Origin of the sequence: Bradyrhizobium sp. JYMT SZCCT0180 (genome assembly GCF_018130165.1) — a bacterium.
In the GTDB taxonomy this organism is placed as follows: Bacteria; Pseudomonadota; Alphaproteobacteria; order Rhizobiales; family Xanthobacteraceae; genus Bradyrhizobium.
Genome location: NZ_JAFCLZ010000002.1, coordinates 463,163 through 481,685, shown reverse-complemented (window position 1 = coordinate 481,685; position 18,523 = coordinate 463,163). Strand labels below are relative to the sequence as shown.

At 62.6% G+C, this 18,523-nt stretch carries 21 protein-coding genes; 5 read left to right on the top strand and 16 right to left on the bottom strand.

The window, feature by feature from the left end:
- Window positions 1-256: 256 nt before the first annotated feature.
- Window positions 257-421, bottom strand: coding sequence for a hypothetical protein (locus tag JQ641_RS04905; protein ID WP_192739528.1), 165 nt, complete (start codon window positions 419-421; stop codon window positions 257-259).
- A 127-nt stretch (window positions 422-548) separates the two neighbouring features.
- Here JQ641_RS04905 and JQ641_RS04900 point away from each other — a divergent pair, with 127 nt between their 5' ends.
- Window positions 549-740 carry a hypothetical protein gene (locus JQ641_RS04900; RefSeq protein ID WP_192739529.1) on the top strand — a complete coding sequence of 64 codons (192 nt, stop codon included), beginning with the start codon at window positions 549-551 and terminating at the stop codon, window positions 738-740.
- On the opposite strand, the gene JQ641_RS04895 is transcribed toward JQ641_RS04900, so the two are convergent.
- The 3 genes from JQ641_RS04895 to JQ641_RS04885 all read right to left on the bottom strand — a co-directional run bounded on the left by JQ641_RS04895 (window position 737) and on the right by JQ641_RS04885 (window position 1,616).
- Window positions 737-1,081: a response regulator gene (locus JQ641_RS04895; protein WP_211994680.1), complete on the bottom strand. Its 345-nt coding sequence runs from the start codon at window positions 1,079-1,081 to the stop codon at window positions 737-739. The genes JQ641_RS04900 and JQ641_RS04895 overlap by 4 nt on opposite strands.
- 89 nt (window positions 1,082-1,170) lie before the next feature.
- Window positions 1,171-1,401, bottom strand: coding sequence for a hypothetical protein (locus JQ641_RS04890; protein ID WP_211994679.1), 231 nt, complete (start codon window positions 1,399-1,401; stop codon window positions 1,171-1,173).
- Between the two features lie 26 nt (window positions 1,402-1,427).
- Window positions 1,428-1,616, bottom strand: a complete 189-nt coding sequence (locus tag JQ641_RS04885; protein ID WP_211994678.1) for a hypothetical protein — start codon at window positions 1,614-1,616, stop codon at window positions 1,428-1,430.
- 121 nt (window positions 1,617-1,737) lie between these two features.
- On the opposite strand from JQ641_RS04885, the gene JQ641_RS04880 reads away from it, so the two are divergent.
- Complete coding sequence (locus JQ641_RS04880) at window positions 1,738-2,076, top strand: hypothetical protein (protein ID WP_211994677.1); 339 nt, start codon at window positions 1,738-1,740, stop codon at window positions 2,074-2,076.
- Window positions 2,077-2,250: 174 nt separating this feature from the next.
- Entirely contained in the window at window positions 2,251-4,515 is a 2,265-nt protein-coding gene (locus JQ641_RS04875) for a lytic transglycosylase domain-containing protein (RefSeq protein WP_211994676.1), read from the top strand.
- Between the two features lie 53 nt (window positions 4,516-4,568).
- On the opposite strand, the gene JQ641_RS04870 is transcribed toward JQ641_RS04875, so the two are convergent.
- Both JQ641_RS04870 and JQ641_RS04865 read right to left on the bottom strand, forming a co-directional pair.
- A complete protein-coding gene (locus JQ641_RS04870) occupies window positions 4,569-5,153 on the bottom strand; it encodes an isochorismatase family protein (protein ID WP_211994675.1) in 585 nt (194 codons plus the stop codon).
- A gap of 70 nt (window positions 5,154-5,223) precedes the next feature.
- Window positions 5,224-6,294 carry an alkene reductase gene (locus tag JQ641_RS04865; protein WP_211994674.1) on the bottom strand — a complete coding sequence of 357 codons (1,071 nt, stop codon included), beginning with the start codon at window positions 6,292-6,294 and terminating at the stop codon, window positions 5,224-5,226.
- Window positions 6,295-6,398: 104 nt separating this feature from the next.
- On the opposite strand from JQ641_RS04865, the gene JQ641_RS04860 reads away from it, so the two are divergent.
- Window positions 6,399-7,274: a LysR family transcriptional regulator gene (locus JQ641_RS04860; protein WP_211994673.1), complete on the top strand. Its 876-nt coding sequence runs from the start codon at window positions 6,399-6,401 to the stop codon at window positions 7,272-7,274.
- Between the two features lie 6 nt (window positions 7,275-7,280).
- On the opposite strand, the gene JQ641_RS04855 is transcribed toward JQ641_RS04860, so the two are convergent.
- The 7 genes from JQ641_RS04855 to pdhA all read right to left on the bottom strand — a co-directional run bounded on the left by JQ641_RS04855 (window position 7,281) and on the right by pdhA (window position 15,652).
- On the bottom strand, window positions 7,281-8,252 hold the full coding sequence (locus tag JQ641_RS04855; protein ID WP_211994672.1) for a tripartite tricarboxylate transporter substrate binding protein BugD: 972 nt from the start codon (window positions 8,250-8,252) through the stop codon (window positions 7,281-7,283).
- 113 nt (window positions 8,253-8,365) lie between these two features.
- Window positions 8,366-9,607, bottom strand: a complete 1,242-nt coding sequence (locus JQ641_RS04850) for a threonine synthase (protein ID WP_211994671.1) — start codon at window positions 9,605-9,607, stop codon at window positions 8,366-8,368.
- Between the two features lie 341 nt (window positions 9,608-9,948).
- Window positions 9,949-11,370, bottom strand: a complete 1,422-nt coding sequence (lpdA, locus tag JQ641_RS04845; protein WP_211994670.1) for a dihydrolipoyl dehydrogenase — start codon at window positions 11,368-11,370, stop codon at window positions 9,949-9,951.
- A gap of 123 nt (window positions 11,371-11,493) precedes the next feature.
- Window positions 11,494-12,831 carry a pyruvate dehydrogenase complex dihydrolipoamide acetyltransferase gene (locus tag JQ641_RS04840; protein WP_211994669.1) on the bottom strand — a complete coding sequence of 446 codons (1,338 nt, stop codon included), beginning with the start codon at window positions 12,829-12,831 and terminating at the stop codon, window positions 11,494-11,496.
- Window positions 12,832-12,833: 2 nt separating this feature from the next.
- Complete coding sequence (locus JQ641_RS04835; protein WP_192739539.1) at window positions 12,834-13,139, bottom strand: DUF5076 domain-containing protein; 306 nt, start codon at window positions 13,137-13,139, stop codon at window positions 12,834-12,836.
- A 6-nt stretch (window positions 13,140-13,145) separates the two neighbouring features.
- A complete protein-coding gene (locus JQ641_RS04830) occupies window positions 13,146-14,549 on the bottom strand; it encodes a pyruvate dehydrogenase complex E1 component subunit beta (protein WP_192739540.1) in 1,404 nt (467 codons plus the stop codon).
- 56 nt (window positions 14,550-14,605) lie between these two features.
- Window positions 14,606-15,652: a pyruvate dehydrogenase (acetyl-transferring) E1 component subunit alpha gene (pdhA, locus tag JQ641_RS04825; protein ID WP_192739541.1), complete on the bottom strand. Its 1,047-nt coding sequence runs from the start codon at window positions 15,650-15,652 to the stop codon at window positions 14,606-14,608.
- Window positions 15,653-15,663: 11 nt separating this feature from the next.
- On the opposite strand from pdhA, the gene JQ641_RS38425 reads away from it, so the two are divergent.
- Window positions 15,664-15,795, top strand: coding sequence for a hypothetical protein (locus JQ641_RS38425; protein WP_283815158.1), 132 nt, complete (start codon window positions 15,664-15,666; stop codon window positions 15,793-15,795).
- Between the two features lie 195 nt (window positions 15,796-15,990).
- Here the strand turns inward: JQ641_RS38425 and JQ641_RS04820 are convergent, their stop codons facing one another.
- From JQ641_RS04820 to JQ641_RS04810, 3 genes are all read right to left on the bottom strand, one after another.
- Window positions 15,991-16,308, bottom strand: a complete 318-nt coding sequence (locus JQ641_RS04820; protein ID WP_192739542.1) for an FtsB family cell division protein — start codon at window positions 16,306-16,308, stop codon at window positions 15,991-15,993.
- Window positions 16,309-16,498: 190 nt separating this feature from the next.
- Entirely contained in the window at window positions 16,499-17,050 is a 552-nt protein-coding gene (locus tag JQ641_RS04815) for an NADPH-dependent FMN reductase (protein ID WP_211994668.1), read from the bottom strand.
- A gap of 167 nt (window positions 17,051-17,217) precedes the next feature.
- On the bottom strand, window positions 17,218-18,354 hold the full coding sequence (locus tag JQ641_RS04810; protein WP_211994667.1) for a zinc-binding dehydrogenase: 1,137 nt from the start codon (window positions 18,352-18,354) through the stop codon (window positions 17,218-17,220).
- Between the last annotated feature and the right edge of the window lie 169 nt (window positions 18,355-18,523).

Here is an 18,523-nt window from a genome sequence, read left to right as displayed (position 1 = left end):
CGCAACCCGCCCAACGTCCGTGACGACGGCCGACGCCCTTCTGAGTAGGACGGGATGGCGATAGATGCGCACTGATTTGGGCCGGTCGACAACAGAAATATTTTTGATTTACGGAAATTTTCTACTTGACACAATTTCTGAAACTCCGAATTGATTTGCCCGTCGGGTTGTTTTGTCGCACCTTACCTGCCGTAGCGATTGTGATGAACTTTCGAATGTTCAGCCTAGGCCGGACCATCCGGCATGCGACATCCGATCACAATTTGTGAAGCTCGGTCTCGCCCGAAAGGCGATCGCCCGCGATTCCCGTGGCGAGCGGGCCGTCGGCCCATTTGGCCGCCTCCATCCTCAGCGGATCAAGTTTATCGCAGAACACGCATTTCAGTTCGACCCTGCCGCTCAAGCCGGAGGTGCGGACCATTCTTTTTCCGCAACGCAAACACCGCGTCACCCGATCCATCGTCTGACTCCTGTTGCACCCGGTAATTCCGATGGGGAACTTTCGTTCCAATCGGAGGTTCCCTTTCTGGAGCGTTAGGAGAGTTGTCATGCAAACGGCGATTGATCGTGTGATGAAGACCTACGGAATGATGGTCAATCTCACTTCGGAGCAGGAACGGCAGGCCAGGGACGAAGTCGCCAGATTTCTCGAAGGCAAGCGCTTCGATGAACGCACGCTGGCCGTTGAGGGCCTCAAATATCTGAAGGGCCGTCCCTCAAGGCGGCGCGAGCCGATCTAGTTCAGGACGGCGTCGAGTAACTCGTCCGGCAGATAGGGTTTCATCAGAAAGCGCGTATCCTGCGGAATGTAAGGTGGGCCACGTCCGGACACCATTACCACATTCAAAAGGGGAAACTTGCGTTTGGCGTACTGCGCCAGCGCGACACCGGACATTTCGCCCGCGAGATTCACGTCCGTCACCAGGGCCCGCAGTTCAGTACCGGTCGCAACCAGCACGAGTTCGGCAGCCTCCGCGCTGGCGCACTCGACAACTTCGAGGCCTTGCTCTTTCAGCAGGTCGGCCAAAACCGCCCGCTGCAACGGGTCGTCTTCCACAACAAGAGCAATAAAATTCATCATGGCGGCCTCTAGGATTATCCAATCCCGGAAAGCCGTTATTGTTCAACCCGCCCTCGCCTGGCCACCCGATCGGCCGCGATAGCGCTGGCTTAAGGGTTTCCCGATGTATCGCGGTTTTGTTCGACCGCCCTGATCGCCACGTTGGTAAGCCGCATGCGACTGCGCACACCGGCGCGCCAGGCGTCCGCGATAGCGTTTGCGGCCACGGCCTGCGTCTCCCGGAATTCGACGGCCTGGTCGGTGCGAATGAGATAGTCCATCGCGATGTTGAGCGCGTCATCCATCACATTGTCGAATTCGCCAAACCGCCAAGGGTACATGGGACGCCCCTGAACCGGAGATACTCTCATCCTTGAAGGTCACCACGCGTCGTGCCGGACGCCAGGCGGTCGATCTTCTCCAGCCTCTCGGCGTCGGCGTCGTACTGTCTGGACAATTCTTTCAGTTTCACCGAGGCCTCGAGGTCGCTGATCGTCAGCGCGAGGCGGCTTGCTCGTCGAGCTTGGTCTCTGAGATCTTCGCTTTGCTTGCTCATCTGAGCTTACCCCGCGAGTCCGCTAACCGACATAAGTGTCATTCGTTCCGGGGCGGCCGCGCATCTCTGTTGGGGGAGCGAAAACCGGTTAGAAGGAAGCGGCCCCAGTGGGAGGGGGCTCATGGCTGGGGCCGCCATTCCGCATCGGACGCAAATCAGCGGTAATCGCCCGATGGACCAAACCAAGTTCCCAGGGAAATGTTGGTTCCACATCACGGCGGCTTGTTCTGGTTCTGGGAACACCACCCGGCCCCATCCGGTTTTATTCGTGGGGCAGCAAGATTGGTGTGCTGCCATGTGGACCTCGCTACTGGCGCTCTGCGCCGCCGCCATTGTCCTTCCGGCAATCGTGGTCGTTGGCCTGTTCCGGCTTGCAGCCTTGAAGCGGCCCGACGACCTGAAAGCCCCGTCCCAAGCGGACGAATGGGCCTCCTCGCACGAACTGCAGACACCCAAATAGGTCAGCCGCCCTGCTGGATTCGATCGACCTTCGGGTTCCATTTGCCGCGCGGTTTCCCGCGCGCTGTTGCACCGATGCGACAATTGATTAATCGATCTCATGTTACCTCTCGGACGGCTCGGGCCGCACGCGACGTGCGATTCTTGGTTTGTGACTCATGGGGAGCACCATGGAATGAACCGTTGCTTGCGCTCACTGTCCTGTCTTCTCGCCGCAACAGCGCTCGCCCTGTTCGCGCCCGAGGCGACGGCGCGGACCAATCCCAAACAGCAACCCGCCAAAAAAACGCACGATGCGAAGAAGCCGCACGATGCAAAGAAAATGCTCGATGCGAAAAAGGATGCTGGTCCACAACGCAACGCTGCAGTCGAAAAGCGCCGCCACGCAAAACTTGCGAAGAACGCAAAACATGCCGACGCGAAGAAGAAGTCAAAGCGTGCAAAGGACGCCCCTGCTCCCAGGGAAACCAAAGAGGCCGCTCCAGCACTGACCGGCGATCTTGCGCTGGTGAAGGAAGCGATCAGTCTCGCGCGCAGGGCGAAGACCGACGATGCGACCGCGACGCGCAACAGGATCGCCGATCCGGCCGCCCAGAAGCTCGTCGAATGGTTCATCCTGCGCCACTCCGAGACCACGGCGAATTTCAACCGCTATGAGGCCTTCATCGCCGCCAATCCGGAATGGCCGAGCGCGGCGCAGCTACGCCGGCGGGCCGAAGCGCGGCTGTGGCAGGAGCGCGCCGATGGCGCCAAGGTTCGCGGCTTCACCGGTGAGGCGCCGATCAGCGCCAGGGGCAAGCTGGCGCTCGCGCGCGTCAGGCTCAGTGAAGGCGATCGCGACGGCGCGGGCCGGCTGGTGCGCGACGCGTGGCGGTCGGACGAATTGTCGGAGCGCGTCGAACCCGACGTGCTGGAGCTGTTCGGCGACCTGCTCACCCGCGACGATCACCGCGCGCGCATGGACAAGCGCATCGGCGCCAAGGATCTCGCAGGCGCGAAGCGTGCAGCAAAACTCCTCGGCGACGACGACCTGGCGATCGTAAAGGCCTGTGCCGCGGTCAGGGGCAAATCGAACAAGGCCATGGATGCGCTCAACGACGTCCCGGTCGAGGCGCGCGCCGATCTTGGCTACACGCTGTGCCGGATCCAGTGGATGCTCGCCGAGAAGCGCATCGACGACGCGGCCCGCCTGATGCTGGCGGCGCGGCCTGAGACGATGGCGCTGCAGGACACCGATCAATGGTGGCGCGAGCGGCGCTCGCTCGCCCGCAAGCTGCTCGACGAAGGCAAATTCCTGACCGCCTACCAGGTCATCCAGCCCGCGGCGCTGGCGGCCAACGAATACTACCGGTCCGACTACCACTTCATGTGCGGCTGGATCGCCCTGCGCTATCTCGACGAGCCCGTTAGCGCGCGCGAGCATTTCGCCCGGATCGACGAGGGCCAGGCCAATCCCACCGTGCTGTCGCGGGCGCATTACTGGCGCGGGCGGGTCGCCGAAGCCCTAGGCGACAAGGACATGGTGCGCACGAGCTATGAAACAGCCGCACGCTATCCGACCGCCTATTACGGTCAGCTCGCGCACGCAAAACTCGGCCGCGACAAGATCGAATTGCGCCCGCCCTCACCGGTTCTCGCGTCGGCCGACGCTTCGAGCATCGACGAACGCGTTCGCGCCGCCGACATGCTGTACGAAATCGGCGAGCGCGACGTCGTGCTCTATTTCGTTACCGATCTCGGCGAGCAAAGCTCCAATGTGGCGCTGCTCGAAGCGCTCGGCGAACTCACCGGCCGCCGGAACGACGCCCGCGCGATGCTGCAGATCGGAAAACCCTCGCTCGGCCGCGGGCTGGCGCTCGACCATTACGCGTTCCCGACCATCGGCATTCCGCCGCACAAGCAGATCGCGCCCGAGATCGAGCACGGCATGATCTATTCGGTGGCGCGCACCGAGAGCGCGTTCGACCAGCGCGACAAGTCTCACGCCAATGCGGTCGGGCTGATGCAGATCACCCCGGAGGCCGGGCGCGACACCGCCAAGCGCTTCGGCGTCAAATATGATTGGGACCGGATGGTTTCCGATCCCGTCTACAACACCCAAATGGGCGCCGGCGAACTCAGCGCGCTGCTCAGCGAATACAAGGGCTCGCACATCATGACCTTCGCCGGCTACAACGCCGGCCGCGGCCGGGTCCGGGACTGGATCAAGGCGTATGGCGATCCGCGCGATCCCAAGGTCGATCCGGTCGACTGGGTCGAGCGCATTCCGTTCTCCGAGACGCGAAACTATGTCCAGCGCGTGATCGAGAATCTGGCGGTCTACCGCGTCCGCTTCGACAGCGGCACGGCGATGGCGACGAAAACCGGCGATCGCGTCGCGACGCAGGAGAGCAATGCGGCGCCGCTTCCGGCGCGCGCAGCGGCAACACCGGCGCAGTGAAATTGCAGCGCACGCATTGCGGCTGGATGGCGGTGGTGCACGCTTCGCTTTGCTCAGGCCTGGAGGGCCGACATCACCATCTGAACTAGCTGGCCGCCTTCGGGTGTGGTCCAGTTGCCGGCCAGCTCGGCGATCAGCTGCCCGGTCGTGGTGAGGGTGACGCCGCCACGCTCCATCCGGCGCAGTGCAATGTCGTCGCCCATCATGGTCGGCGAACCGCCGGCATCGGCGACGACCTGAACCTCGAAGCCATCCCGCACCAGGCTCAGCGCCGGATAGACCGTGCATACGTCGTTGGTGACGCCGGCGATGATCAACTTCCTGCGCCCGGTCGCCCTGACAGCCGCAGCGAAATTCTCGTCGTCCATGGCGTTGACGATGCCGACGCGCTTGATGCGGGCTGAGAATGCCGCCGGCAGGATTGATTCCAGTTCGCTCAGCAGCGGCCCCTGCGCATGTTCCTCCATGCTGGAAGTCAGCACGACCGGCAGCTTGAGGATGCGTGCCGCCTGCGCCAACATCAGGGCATTGCGTTTCACCTCTTCGAACGGAATGGATTTTACCCAGCTCATGGTGCCGACCTGATGGTCGATCAGCAGCAAAGCTGCGTTGTCGGCGTTGAATCTCTCATAAGTCATCGTGGTTCTTCCTCAGTTTTGGCCAGTGGCGCGCACTGCAAACAGATGCCGGCAAACGTCGCGGCGCGCCTCATGCGATCGCGGCCGCGCGCAAGGCCGGATAGTCGGTGTAGCCCTGTTCGCCCGGGGTGAAGAACGTCGTCCGGTCCGGTGCATTGAGCGTGGCACCCTGGCGAAAGCGCTCGGGCAAATCCGGGTTGGCGAGGAAGGCGCTGCCGAACACGACGGCATCCGCAGGCCCGCTCTTCAGCAAGGCGTCGGCAGAGTTTTGGTCCAAACCACCGCCGGCCAGGTAAGCGCCGGCGAAACGCGGCCGCAACAGCCCGTGGTAATCGACCTTGGCACCGAACAACGCGACGTGCAGGTAGGCGGGACTGAACGCATTCAGTTGTTCGACGAGATAGGCATAGGTTTCCTGCGGTGCGGCGTCCGAGATGTCGTTGTAGTTCATTTCCGGCGAGATCTTGATGCCGACGCGATCGCCGCCAGCCTCCGCCGTCATCGCCGTCAGCACTTCCAGAATGAAGCGCGCGCGATTGGCCAGCGAGCCACCGTATTCGTCCTGGCGTTGGTTGCTGCCCGACGACAGGAACTGTTCGGGCAGATAGCCGGAAGCCGCATGCAACTCGACCCCGTCGAAACCGGCATCGAGGGCCCGGCGCGTCGCAGAACCGTAGCTGGCGACGACGCCCGCGATCTCGGCCAGATCAAGCGCACGGGGCGTGACAAAATCCTGCTGCCCCTTGGCGGTCCAGGTCTGGCCGGCCGGCTTAACCGCCGACGGCGCGACGGGAAGCGCGTCCTCCGGTAGCAGCGACGGATGCGAGATCCGTCCGCAATGCATGAGCTGCATGAAGATGCGGCCGCCGCGGGCGTGCACCGCATCCGCCACGTGCCGCCAGGCGGCAAGCTGCGCGTCGGTCTCGATACCAGGCGTCCGCACATAGCCCTTGCCCATCGCGGTCGGATAGACGCCCTCCGTGATGATGAGCCCGGCGCTGGCGCGCTGGCCGTAATAGGTGGCGACGAGGTCGCCCGGCAGGCCGGCATCGTCGGATCGGGAACGGGTCATCGGCGCCATGACGAGGCGGTTTGGCAGCTCGAAGCGGCCGATGCGGACAGGCGTGAAGAAGCGGCTCATGGCGTGGATTTCCTCGGGGTTACGACAGCACCGAAGATGGGATGTCCACATTTCAGGATAAATGGCGTAATATTGAAATGATTGATCCAATGGTGGAGCAATAGATGGAACTGCTGAACGACATGGCGCTGTTCGTCGAGGTCGTAAAAGCCCGCAGCTTCCGCCGGGCTGCGGCGACGATCGGGATGCCGAACTCGACGCTGTCACGTCGGATCAGCGGCCTGGAGAAAGCGATCGGGCTGCGCCTTCTGCATCGCACGACGCGCCGGGTCGAATTGACGGAAGCCGGCCTGCTGTATTTCGAGCGCTGCAAGCGCATCGTCGACGAGGCGCGGCTCGCACACGAACAACTCGGCGAGATGCTGGCGCAGCCGAGCGGCGTGTTGCGCGTCTCGCTGCCGGTAGATTTTGCCACGGCTTACCTGGCGCCGCACATCGCCGAGTTCTCCCGGCGTTATCCCGGCATCAGCTTCGAATTCGACCTCACGCCACGGCGAGTCGATCTGGTGACCGAGCCGTTCGATGTGGCAATCCGTATGGGAGAGCTGCCGGACTCAACCCTGATCGCGCGCCAGTTGGCCCGTGTTCCACGCTACCTCTACGCCTCGCCGCGTTACCTCCAACTCGCGGGCGAGCCGAACGAGCCGACCGATCTGGCGCGACATGAGTGTCTACGAATGCCGAGAAACACCATCTGGACGCTGGAAGACGAAACCAAGGAAATCGAGATCGCCGTCGGCGGCCGGTTCCTGGTCAACAGCATCGGCATGATCCGGCGCCTGGCGACGCTCGATCTCGGCATCGCTATGCTGGCCGAAGAAATCGTCGTGGAGGACATCGCCGAGGGACGGCTGCGCCGCGTACTGCCGCCGTGGCAGGCCACGCCAATCCTCGTCCACGCCATCACCGAGACACGTCTGCTGCCGGCGAAAACGCAACGGTTTATCGAGTTCTTGCAGGAGCGCCTGCGGCAGGATTGAGCCGGCTCAATCGACCTTGACGTTGGCGGCCTTGATCATCGGCCACCATTTTGCGATTTCCGCCTTCTGCCACTCACCAAGCGCTTCGGGTGTCAGCTTGTCCTTCGGCGTCATTTGCAGGCCGAGGTTTTCGAGCTGCTTGCGCACCGCCGGATCGTTCAGCGCCTCCACGGCGGCGGCATTCAGTTTGGTGACGATTTCCTTGGGCGTGCCCTTCGGTACCCACAGGCCCGACCACAGTGTCATGTGAAATCCGCGCAGGCCCGCCTCTTCGGCGGTCGGGATGTCGGCTGCGGATTCCGAGCGCTTGGTATCGGTGACGGCATAGCCGCGGATCGTTCCGGCACGCACCTGGTTGATCGAATTGGAGAGCTGATCGACGATCATGTCGATCTGTCCGGCGACGAGGTCGTTCATCGCAGGCCCGGTGCCGCGATACGGCACATACTGCAGCTTGATGCCGGTGACGTTCTCGAAATAGAGCCCGGCGATGTGACTGCCCGATCCGGCGCCAGCGGTACCGGTCGCGGCCGGCTCGGGCCTCGCCTTCAGCCACGCCAGCAACTCGCCCAGCGATTTCGCCGGAACCGCATTCTTGCTGACGACGATCATGGTGTTGCTCGGCAACAGCACCACCGGCTCGAGATCGGTGACGAGGTCGTAGCCGAGCTTGTTGTAGATCGCGCCGTTGGCCACGTGGGTGCCGAGATGGCCGAAGCTGATGGTGTAGCCGTCAGGGGGTGACCGCACCGCGCGGCCAACGCCGATCGAACCGGCGGCGCCGGTGACATTCTCGATCTGGACGACCTCGCCGAGCGTCGTCTTCATGCGCTCGGCCAGGATTCGCGCCATCACGTCCGACGGACCGCCGGCGGAGAACGGCACGATGATGGTGATGGGACGCGAGGGGAAATTCTGCGCGACCGCGGCGCCGCCGAACGCTAGTACCGCAAGCACCGTCAGAAGTAATCTTCGCATCGCGCTCTCCCCTCAAAAACGTTTTCGCCGTCATTGCGAGGAGCGAAGCGACGAAGCAATCCATGCTTCTGGTGCCGCTCTATGGATTGCTTCGCTTCGCTCGCAATGACGGCCTAAAATTGCGCGTAGTCGATCGGCTGATGACGATCGAGCGTGCGCGTGACCGGCGGCAACGGATACTTAAGCCCTGTCGCGCAATTGAACAGCATCACGCGATCATTTTTCGTGACGCGGCCGTCGGCAAGGCTTTGCTGGTAGGCAGCATAGGTCGCAGCACCCTCCGGACACAACAAAAAGCCTTCCTCGCGCGCAACTTCATTGAGTGCAGCAGAAATCTTCTCGTCATCGACCGCAATGGCGAAACCCTTGCTCTCGCGGACCGCGCGCAGGATCAGAAAATCTCCGACCGCCTGCGGCACGCGAATACCCGATGCAATCGTGTGGGCGTCCTCCCAGCGCGGCGCGTGCTCGGTGCCGTTCTCGAAGGCGCGCACCATCGGCGCACAGCCCGAGGCCTGCACCGCCACCATCCGCGGACGTTTTGAACCGATGAAGCCGATGGCCTCGAGTTCGGCAAACGCCTTCCACATCCCGATCAGGCCTGTGCCGCCGCCGGTCGGATAGAAGATCACGTCGGGCACTTCCCAGCCGAGCTGCTCGGCGAGCTCCAGCCCCATCGTCTTCTTGCCTTCGATCCGGTACGGCTCCTTCAGGGTCGAAGTGTCGAACCAGCCCGCCTTGGCCTTGCCTTCGCCGACGATCTTGCCGCAATCATCGATCAGGCCGTTGACGCGGTAAACCGTGGCGCCCTGCAGCTCGATTTCGCTGACGTTCACTTCCGGCGTATCGGCCGGGCAGAAGATCGTGGTCTTGATGCCGCAGGAGGTGGCGTAGGCGGCGAGCGCCGCGCCGGCATTGCCGTTGGTCGGCATCGCCATGTGCTTGATGCCGAGCGCCTTGCCCATCGACACCGCCATCACGAGGCCGCGGGCCTTGAACGAACCAGTGGGGAGACGGCCCTCGTCCTTGACGATGATCTCGCCGCCGCCGAGCTTCTTGCCGAGCTTCGGCAGCCGGATCAGCGGCGTCGTGACCTCGCCGAGGCTGACGATGTCGCTGACCTTGCGCACCGGCAGCATCTCGCGGTAGCGCCACATGTCCGCCGGCCGCTGCGCCAGCGCGTCTTTTGTCAAAGCCTTCTTCACGCCGGCGAGATCGTAACGCACCAAGAGCGGCTTGTTCGCCTTCGACAGATTGTGGATCTGGTCGGCGGGATAATGATCGCCTTCCATCGCGCATTCGAGATGGGTCACGAACGTCGGACGTTCGATGGTCAGGTTGTCGTTGTCTTTCACGGGCGTTGTTCTTTCTTGTTTTTCGGCTGAATTCTTCTCATGCTTCAGTGGAATTGGCGATTGAGCCACGGCACACGCTGTCGTGCCTCGGTCTCGGCCGTATCTGCTGAGTCATAAATTCCGCAATCGGGGCCTGGCCGTCCCCACCCTTCTTCTGCCTCGTCTGTATTTGACGAATCTCCGATTGGACCGTCGGGGTGTGGCGCATTCGAAGTTCGCAAAGCGGCCAAGGCTGCGGAACGCCATTGCATCCGGAAGGTATACCGGCCGTCCGATCGCTGCGAAATCAGCACGCGCTCATTACCGATAGGGCTCTCGAGCGTTTTGATGCGCATAGCATCCTACATGTTCAGCACGCGGCCATAGGCATCGAGCACCGCTTCCTTCATCATTTCGGACAGCGTCGGATGCGGGAAGATCGTGTGCATCAGTTCTTCTTCCGTCGTCTCCAAATTCATCGCCACGACGTAGCCCTGGATCAGTTCGGTGACTTCGGCGCCGATCATGTGGGCGCCGAGCAACTGGCCGGTTTTCTTGTCGAAGATCACCTTGACCAGGCCCTGATCCTCGCCGAGCGCGATCGCCTTGCCGTTGCCGACGAACGGGAAACGCCCGACGCGGATTTCGCGGCCGCCCTCTTTCGCCTTCGCTTCGGTGAGGCCGACGGAGGCGACCTGCGGGTGGCAATAGGTGCAGCCGGGAATGAGGTTCTTGTCCATCGCGTGCGGATGCAGGCCCTTGATCGCCTCGATGCAGACCACGCCCTCATGCTCGGCCTTGTGCGCCAGCATCGGGGGGCCTGCGACATCGCCGATGGCGTAGATGCCGGGCACGTTGGTCTTGCCATAGCCGTCGATCACCACGCAGCCGCGATCGGTTTTGACGCCGAGCTTTTCCAGCCCGAGGTTTTCGATATTGCCGACGACGCCGACGGCTGAAATCACCCGGTCGACTTCGATGCTCTGCGTCTTGCCCTTGCCGTCGTCGATGGTGGCAATGACGCTGTCGCTCTTCTTGTCGAGTTTTGTGACTTTGGTATTGGTGAGGAGCTTGATGCCCTGCTTCTCGAACGCCTTGTGGGCGAACTTCGATATTTCGGCGTCTTCCACCGGCAGGATCTGCGGCAGCACTTCGACGACCGTTACGTCGGAGCCCATGGTGCGGAAGAACGAAGCGAATTCCATGCCGATCGCGCCGGAGCCGACGACAAGAAGCGACTTCGGCATCTTGTCCGGCACCATCGCCTCGAAATAGGTCCACACCAGTTTCTTGTCAGGCTCCAGCCCCGGCAGCACGCGCGGCCGCGCGCCGGTCGCAAGGATGATGTGCTTGGCCTGATAGGCGCCCTCGCCCAAGGTACCTTTCGGCGCCTCGACCGCGGATTTCTTCACCGTGACCTTGCCCGGCGTGTCGATCGAGGCATCGCCCCAGATGATCGAAACCTTGTTCTTCTTCATCAGGAAGCCGACGCCGTCATTGAGGCGCTTTGAAACCCCGCGCGAGCGCTGCACCACGGCCTTCGGGTCGTAGGAGATGTTGTCCGCCGACAGCCCGTAATCCTTGGCGTGCTGCATGTAGTGGTAGATTTCCGCCGAGCGTAACAGCGCCTTGGTCGGGATGCAGCCCCAGTTCAGGCAGATGCCGCCGAGGTATGATTTCTCGACGATCGCGGTCTTGAACCCGAGCTGGGCGGCGCGGATCGCCGTGACATAGCCGCCGGGGCCGGAGCCGATGATGATGACGTCAAAGGAAGTGTCGGCCATGCGCTCATTCTCATCATTCAACCGGACTATTCGCTTCCGTCATTGCGAGGTGCACTTGCGGCGAAGCAATCCATGTTTCCGGCGGTGAAATGGATTGCTTCGCTGCGCTCGCAATGACGATGGTCACACCATCATCATCACAGGGTTTTCGATCAGCCGCCTGAAGGCGCCGATCAACTCGGCGCCGAGCGCGCCGTCGATGGCGCGGTGGTCGCAGGACAGTGTCGCGCTCATCACGTGCGCGGCCTCGATCTTGCCGTTGCGCACCACCGCCCGCTCCTCGCTGGCACCGACCGCGAGGATCGTCGACTGCGGCGGATTGATCACGGCCGTGAAATGACTGATGCCGAACATGCCGAGGTTGGAAACGGATGACGTACCGCCCTGATATTCCTGGGGCTTGAGTTTTCGCGTCCGCGCGCGGGCCGCGAGATCCTTCATCTCGTTCGAGATGGTCGACAGCGACTTGCTCTCCGCATTGCGGATGATCGGCGTAATAAGGCCGCCGGGCATCGCCACGGCGACGCCGATGTCGGAATGCTTGTGCTTGACCATTCCGGCTTCGGTCCAGCTGACATTGCAATCCGGCACCTGCTGGAGCGCGACGGCGAGCGCCTTGATGACGAAGTCGTTGACCGAGAGCTTGTAGAGCGGCTTCTTCTCCTTGTCCTTGGGAGCCGCCGCATTGATCTGCTCGCGCGCGTCGAGCAGCCGTCCGATATCGCAGTCGATGGTGAGGTAGAAGGTCGGAACGCTCTGCGTGGCCGCGGTCAGGCGCTGGGCAATGGTACGGCGCATGCCGTCATGCGGTACGATTTCGTAGGAGCCTTCTTCGAACAGCGCGAGAATCTGCTTATCCGACATCGCGGGCGCGATGCTCGGAGCGGCGCCAGGCGCAGCCGCCGGCGCCTTGAGGCCCTTGCCGGATTTGGCTCCTTCGACGTCGCGCGCGACGATGCGGCCATGCGGGCCCGAACCGTTGATACGGCCGAGTTCGATGCCGGCTTCCTTGGCGAGGCGCCGGGCAAGCGGTGACGAGAACACGCGGGCGTGGCCATTGGCTTGAGGCGTTGCGGCTTGCGGGGCGGAAGCCGCCGCCTGCGTCGGCCCGGTTGCTGCGGGCTTTGGCGCGGATGCGGCCGCGGCTGGTGCTGCAGCGGGTGCAGGAGCCGCTTTTGCAGCCGGCGCAGGCGCGGCTCCGGCCGCCTTCACGTCCTCGCCATCGCCGGCCAGCACCGCGATGATGTCGTTGACGGGAACGTCCTGCGTGCCTTCAGGCACCAGGATTTTCGCGATCGTGCCCTCGTCGACGGCCTCGACTTCCATCGTCGCCTTGTCGGTCTCGATCTCGGCGATCACGTCGCCGGACTTGACCTTGTCGCCCTCTTTCTTGAGCCACTTGGCAAGGTTGCCCTTTTCCATCGTCGGCGACAGCGCGGGCATCAAAATGTTGATCGGCATTGTCAGTGACCCTGTTGCGACCGCAGCGTGGTATTACCCACGTCAGTCGGCCGATTTATTTCGGCTTCGAACATTTCGACGATACGCGCCAGCGCCTCGTCCTCGGTGTGGCCGCTTTCGCGCGCATAGGCCCTCGCCGCATGGCGCGCGATATCGACCAGCAGCAGGCCCCACATATCCGGCTCCTCGAACGCCCGCTGGAACGCGATCGAGAGCCCGCCATCGACCACGAAGGCGCGCAGCACCTCGATCGCGTCGTCGCGACCGATGACATCGGGCGGTAAGGGTTGCTCCTTGGGACCGGCCATCGGAGTCTACCGGTATGAAACGGCTTTGGCGGCGGCGACCACCTCGGCGACATTGGGCAATGCGAGCTTTTCCAAATTCGCCGCATAGGGCATCGGCACGTCCTTGCCCGACACCCGCGCCACCGGCGCATCCAGATAGTCGAAGGCGTGCTCCATGATGCGGGCGGCGATCTCGGCGCCGACGCCGCTCTGCTGCCAGCCCTCCTCCACCGTGACCGCGCGGCCGGTCTTCTTGACCGAGGCGATGATGGTATCGGTGTCCATCGGGCGCAGCGTGCGCAGGTCGATCACCTCGGCCTCGATGCCTTCTTTTGCCAGCTCATCGGCCGCCTTGAGCGCGTAGCTCATGCCGTTCGACCAGGAGATCAGCGTGACGTGGCTACCGGAGCGGACGATCCGCGCCTTGCCGATCGGGATCACGTAGTCGTCAAGTTTCGGGACTTCGCCGGTGTGGCCGTACAGCATCTCGTTTTCGAGGAAGATCACCGGGTTGGGATCGCGGATCGCAGCTTTCAGCAAGCCCTTGTAGTCAGCGGCCGAGAACGGCGCGACCACTTTCAATCCCGGAATCTGCGAGTACCAGGCCGAATAATCCTGGCTGTGCTGGGCCGCGACGCGGGACGCGGCGCCGTTGGGGCCGCGGAACACGATCGAGCAGCCCATCTGGCCGCCGGACATGTAGAGCGTCTTGGCCGCCGAATTGATGATCTGGTCGATCGCCTGCATCGCGAAATTGAACGTCATGAATTCGACGATCGGCTTCAGGCCTGACATCGCAGCGCCGACGCCGACGCCGGCAAAACCATGCTCGGTGATCGGCGTATCTATCACGCGCTTGGCGCCGAATTCCTGGAGCAAGCCCTGCGTTACCTTGTAGGCGCCCTGATACTCGGCGACCTCTTCGCCCATGATGAACACGTCGGGGTCGCGCCGCATCTCTTCGGCCATGGCGTCGCGCAGCGCTTCGCGGATGGTCTGGGAGATCATCTCGGTGCCCTCAGGCACTTCCGGATCGGGCTCGGCCACGGCAGCGGGTGCCGCGGTCGCCTTCGGCGCCGAGATCATCGGCTTGCCTTCGCCGACCGGCGAGCGGGACTCCTCGACTTCCTTGGCGACACTGGGCGCGGGAGCCGGTGCTGCGGCCTTGCCGAGATCGGCGGCGCTCTCGCCGTCGGCCAAAATGGTCGCGATCGGCGTGTTGACCGCGACGTCGTTGGTGCCTTCCGGGATCAATATCTTGCCGAGCGTGCCCTCATCGGTCGCCTCGACTTCCATCGTCGCCTTGTCGGTTTCGATCTCGGCGATGACATCGCCCGACTTGATCGTCTCGCCTTCCTTCTTCAGCCATTTGGCAAGGTTGCCCTTCTCCATGGTTGGCGAAAGCGCAGGCATCAATACTTGAATGGGCATATCAGCTCCCGGGATCACTCTTTAGTTTTGTTCTGCGCTACGTCGTTGGACGCGTTTCAACGATAGACATCGGTCCAGAGCTCCGACGCATCGGGCTCGGGATCGCGCTGGGCGAAATCCGCCGACTCGTTGACGATCTCGCGCACCTCGGCGTCGATGGCTTTCAATTCCTGCTCGGTGACCTTGGCCGCCAGCAGGCGATTGCGCACCTGCTCGATCGGATCCTGGTCGTGGCGGACCTTTTCGACCTCCTCGCGGGTCCGGTACTTCGCCGGATCCGACATCGAGTGGCCGCGGTAGCGATAGGTCTGCATTTCCAGGATGAACGGCCCCTTGCCGGCGCGGCAATGGGCCACCGCCTTGTCGCCGGCGGCCTTCACCGCACGCACGTCCATGCCATCGACCTGCTCGCCGGGGATGTTGAAGGAAATGCCGCGCTTGGAGAAATCGGTCTGGGCGGACGAGCGCGTCACCGACGTGCCCATGGCGTAGCGGTTGTTCTCGATGATGTAGATCACCGGCAGCTTCCAGAGCTCCGCCATGTTGAAGCTCTCATAGACCTGCCCCTGGTTGGAGGCGCCGTCGCCGAAATAAGCGAGGCTGACGAAATCATTGCCGCGGTAGCGGTTGGCGAAGGCCAAACCCGTTCCGAGCGAAACCTGGGCGCCGACGATGCCGTGGCCGCCGTAGAAATTCTGCTCCTTGCTGAACATGTGCATGGAGCCGCCCTTGCCCTTGGAATAGCCGCCCTGGCGTCCGGTCAGTTCGGCCATCACGCCCTTGGCTTCCATGCCGCAGGCCAGCATATGCCCGTGGTCGCGGTATCCAGTTATGACCTGATCGCCCTTTTTCAGGGCCATCTGCATGCCGACCACGATGGCTTCCTGGCCGATATAGAGATGGCAGAAGCCGCCGATCGCGCCCATGCCGTAGAGCTGGCCGGCCTTTTCCTCGAAACGGCGGATCAGCAGCATATCCCGAAGGGCTGCCAGTTCCTGCGCCTTGGTGAATTCCGGTGGGGCGCCGAAGCCCTTCTGTTGACCTTTCTCTTTCCCATTTTCCTGCCCTGCTTCCTTGGTGACGGTTTTTTTGGGTACGGCCATGGCAATTCCGGATGAGAGAGAAGATCAGCCTCTCTAACCCAACTCAAACCGCCGTGAAAGGATTGCGTGCGCTGGAGAAAATATTGCTATGCCGCAGTGCAACGCGGCGCGACATTTTTGAAACTGATTTTGCAGTTTTTTGAAATTTGCGAAATCTCTCCGTCATCCCCGCGTAATGGCTCCCGCCATTATCGCTGGAGGTGCGAGCGTAGCGAGCCTCGAAGGATGACTGTGCCCGCGGCCCGTCCTTCGAGGCGCGCAAACGCGCGCACCTACGGGTGAACGCAATTGCGTTCATCCCGGGGACGACGGCGGTGTTCGGGGTAACAGATTGAAACTCAGTTCGGCTTGAGGACCTTGATCAGGTCGCGGGGGTTGGCGTAGTCGAGCTGGAAGCGTGCGCGCTCGTCCAGCATGTCGGGGTCAACCCGGTCTGAGCGGAGCAGCGAAACGCGCTGCTCGCCCTGGGCCCGTTCCCGCTTCAGCCGCGCCAGTTCGGACGTCAGCGCGATGATCTCCTGATCGAGCTCCTGCCGCGCGTTCAGCCCGTATTTGCCGGTATAGGCGTTGACGCCGAAATAGCCGACCATCAGCGCCGCCATCGTGTAGAGGGCGAGCCCGGTCAGTATCGATTTCAGTCGGGTGCGGGAGACCATGACGCCAAGATGCGACGGTCAGGTTAATGGAATCCTAAGATGACGGACTCGGGGCACAAATCATGCCCCCGTCATTGCCTGCGACAAACGCGCAGCGTTTGCGCAAGGGAGCGACTGCGACGAAACAATCCATTCTTCCTTTTTAGGGCTATGGATTGCTTCGCTTCGCTCGCAATGACGGTGAAACCGCTTAGCGGTTCTGCTTCTCGATAAAGGCCGCGAACGCATCGATGTACTGCTGCAGCGTCTTCTGCAGCGTTTCCTTGGTGAGCGCGCCCTTGTCGTCGAAGGCGTCGCCGACGCCGTTCAGGTAGATCTCGGGCTGGCCGAGAATCGGACCGGTGATCCCCGGCAGGATGTTCTGCAGGTGCTTGGCCGCGCTGACGCCGCCGAGCGCGCCCGGCGAGTTGCTGACGATGCCGACCGGCTTGCCGAGGAACGAGCTCTTGCCATAGGGGCGCGAGCCGACGTCGATGGCGTTCTTCAGGACGCCCGGGATCGAACGGTTATATTCCGGCGTCACGAACAGCACGCCGTTCGACTTCTGCAGTTTTTCGCGGAACGCGAGCCAATCGGCCGGCGGGGCGGCTTCCAGATCCTGGTTGAAGAAGGAAATTCCCTCCAGCGTCGTGACGTCGAGCTTCAGCGAGGCCGGCGCGAGCTTGGCCAGGGCATTGGCGATCTTGAGCGAAAAGCTCTCCTTGCGGAGCGAGCCGACGATGGTGACGATGGTGTGAGCCATTGGAATTCCCTTTTGAAGCTGAAGCGCCGACGCTCACTTACGCCAGATCGGTGGAACCATGCAAGTGCATGAAATGTGCAGTTTTGGAAACGCAGCGTTCGCGTAACTGAGGCTAAGCAAAACAGGCCGCCCGTGCGGACGGCCTGTTTGTGCTGGCGGGACCTTTATCAGCCCTTGCTCGGATTGATCAGGAATTTCTCGCCGGTGGCGCGCTTGTTGTAGACGTCGATATTGGCGAGATCGAGCGTCTCCTGCAGCGACACCACCTTGGTGTAGTGGCTGGCAAACGTGGTCTTGAGTTCGGAAGCAACGCGCTGGCGCAATTTGCCGATGTCGGCCGGGCCGATCTTTTGCAGGAACGGCGTGAGCAGCCAGCCGCCGACAGCCCAGGTCAAGCCGAACGCGCGGGTCAACTCGGTCGGACCGGTGTTGAGGCTGCCGTAGATATAGACCTGCTTAAACACATTCGAGCCGTAGCGGCTGTATTCCTTGGCGGTCTTGTTGGCCGCGACCTCCATGCTTGTGAGGATTTGGCTCGCAAGCTTGCCGCCGCCGATGGCATCGAACGCGATCGTGGCGCCGGTTTCCACCAACGCGTTGGTGAGATTGTCCATGAAGCCGTCGGCGGTGGAATCGACGACATATTTGGCGCCGATCTTGTGCAGGATATCGGCCTGCTCCTTGCTGCGCACGATGTTGACGAGGCCGATGCCGTCCTTGATGCAGATCTTGTTGAGCATCTGGCCGAGGTTCGAGGCGGCTGCCGTATGCACCAGCGCCTTGTGATTTTCACGCCGCATGGTTTCGGTCATGCCGAGCGCGGTCAGCGGATTGACAAACCAGGACGCGCCGTCGGCAGCGGTGGTGCCGGCGGGCAGCTCCATCACGTCCCTCACCTTCATGGTGCGATACTGCGAATACATCGCGCCGCCGATGATCGAGACCGTCTTGCCCATCAGCGCCTTGGCGGCATCCGACGATCCGGTCCGGATCACGGTGCCGGCGCCCTCATTGCCGACCGGCAGCGACTGATCGAGCCGCGCCCCCATCATCCGCATCACGGCTTCCGGCATTTTTGCGGTGACCACCGGCTGGTCCTTGGTGCCGGAGACCTTGGCCGTCGACATGTCGGCGGGGCCGATCAGAAGCCCGAGGTCGGACGGATTGATCGGCGAGGCCTCGACGCGGACCACGACTTCGTCGTCGGCCGGTTCTGGAGTCGGGACGCTGGCCAGCGATAGCTCGAGTTCACCGCTCTTCTTCAGTAGCGAACGCAGTTGCAGCCCGGTCTTGCCGTCACTCATGCTTACTTCCTCCCTGCCGGCGGTTCGGCGTTGCCGATCCGCGCTTTACTCGTCCAGAACCATTGGCGATATGGTCGCTGATAGCAATGATGTCCAGCCGCACCTAACGGGCTCAGCCAGGCCCGGCACCCGGCGATCCGCTCCAGAGGCACGCTCACCGGCCTCCAGC

What these genes read in the sequence shown, in the direction of transcription:
- JQ641_RS04905 (WP_192739528.1), bottom strand. Translation starts at nt 421, where the DNA reads ATGGTCCGCACCTCCGGCTTGAGCGGCAGGGTCGAACTGAAATGCGTG.
- JQ641_RS04900 (WP_192739529.1), top strand. Translation starts at nt 549, where the DNA reads ATGCAAACGGCGATTGATCGTGTGATGAAGACCTACGGAATGATGGTC.
- JQ641_RS04895 (WP_211994680.1), bottom strand. Translation starts at nt 1,081, where the DNA reads ATGATGAATTTTATTGCTCTTGTTGTGGAAGACGACCCGTTGCAGCGG.
- JQ641_RS04890 (WP_211994679.1), bottom strand. Translation starts at nt 1,401, where the DNA reads ATGTACCCTTGGCGGTTTGGCGAATTCGACAATGTGATGGATGACGCG.
- JQ641_RS04885 (WP_211994678.1), bottom strand. Translation starts at nt 1,616, where the DNA reads ATGAGCAAGCAAAGCGAAGATCTCAGAGACCAAGCTCGACGAGCAAGC.
- JQ641_RS04880 (WP_211994677.1), top strand. Translation starts at nt 1,738, where the DNA reads ATGGCTGGGGCCGCCATTCCGCATCGGACGCAAATCAGCGGTAATCGC.
- JQ641_RS04875 (WP_211994676.1), top strand. Translation starts at nt 2,251, where the DNA reads ATGAACCGTTGCTTGCGCTCACTGTCCTGTCTTCTCGCCGCAACAGCG.
- JQ641_RS04870 (WP_211994675.1), bottom strand. Translation starts at nt 5,153, where the DNA reads ATGACTTATGAGAGATTCAACGCCGACAACGCAGCTTTGCTGCTGATC.
- JQ641_RS04865 (WP_211994674.1), bottom strand. Translation starts at nt 6,294, where the DNA reads ATGAGCCGCTTCTTCACGCCTGTCCGCATCGGCCGCTTCGAGCTGCCA.
- JQ641_RS04860 (WP_211994673.1), top strand. Translation starts at nt 6,399, where the DNA reads ATGGAACTGCTGAACGACATGGCGCTGTTCGTCGAGGTCGTAAAAGCC.
- JQ641_RS04855 (WP_211994672.1), bottom strand. Translation starts at nt 8,252, where the DNA reads ATGCGAAGATTACTTCTGACGGTGCTTGCGGTACTAGCGTTCGGCGGC.
- lpdA (WP_211994670.1), bottom strand. Translation starts at nt 11,370, where the DNA reads ATGGCCGACACTTCCTTTGACGTCATCATCATCGGCTCCGGCCCCGGC.
- JQ641_RS04840 (WP_211994669.1), bottom strand. Translation starts at nt 12,831, where the DNA reads ATGCCGATCAACATTTTGATGCCCGCGCTGTCGCCGACGATGGAAAAG.
- JQ641_RS04835 (WP_192739539.1), bottom strand. Translation starts at nt 13,139, where the DNA reads ATGGCCGGTCCCAAGGAGCAACCCTTACCGCCCGATGTCATCGGTCGC.
- JQ641_RS04830 (WP_192739540.1), bottom strand. Translation starts at nt 14,549, where the DNA reads ATGCCCATTCAAGTATTGATGCCTGCGCTTTCGCCAACCATGGAGAAG.
- pdhA (WP_192739541.1), bottom strand. Translation starts at nt 15,652, where the DNA reads ATGGCCGTACCCAAAAAAACCGTCACCAAGGAAGCAGGGCAGGAAAAT.
- JQ641_RS38425 (WP_283815158.1), top strand. Translation starts at nt 15,664, where the DNA reads ATGAGAGAGAAGATCAGCCTCTCTAACCCAACTCAAACCGCCGTGAAA.
- JQ641_RS04820 (WP_192739542.1), bottom strand. Translation starts at nt 16,308, where the DNA reads ATGGTCTCCCGCACCCGACTGAAATCGATACTGACCGGGCTCGCCCTC.
- JQ641_RS04815 (WP_211994668.1), bottom strand. Translation starts at nt 17,050, where the DNA reads ATGGCTCACACCATCGTCACCATCGTCGGCTCGCTCCGCAAGGAGAGC.
- JQ641_RS04810 (WP_211994667.1), bottom strand. Translation starts at nt 18,354, where the DNA reads ATGAGTGACGGCAAGACCGGGCTGCAACTGCGTTCGCTACTGAAGAAG.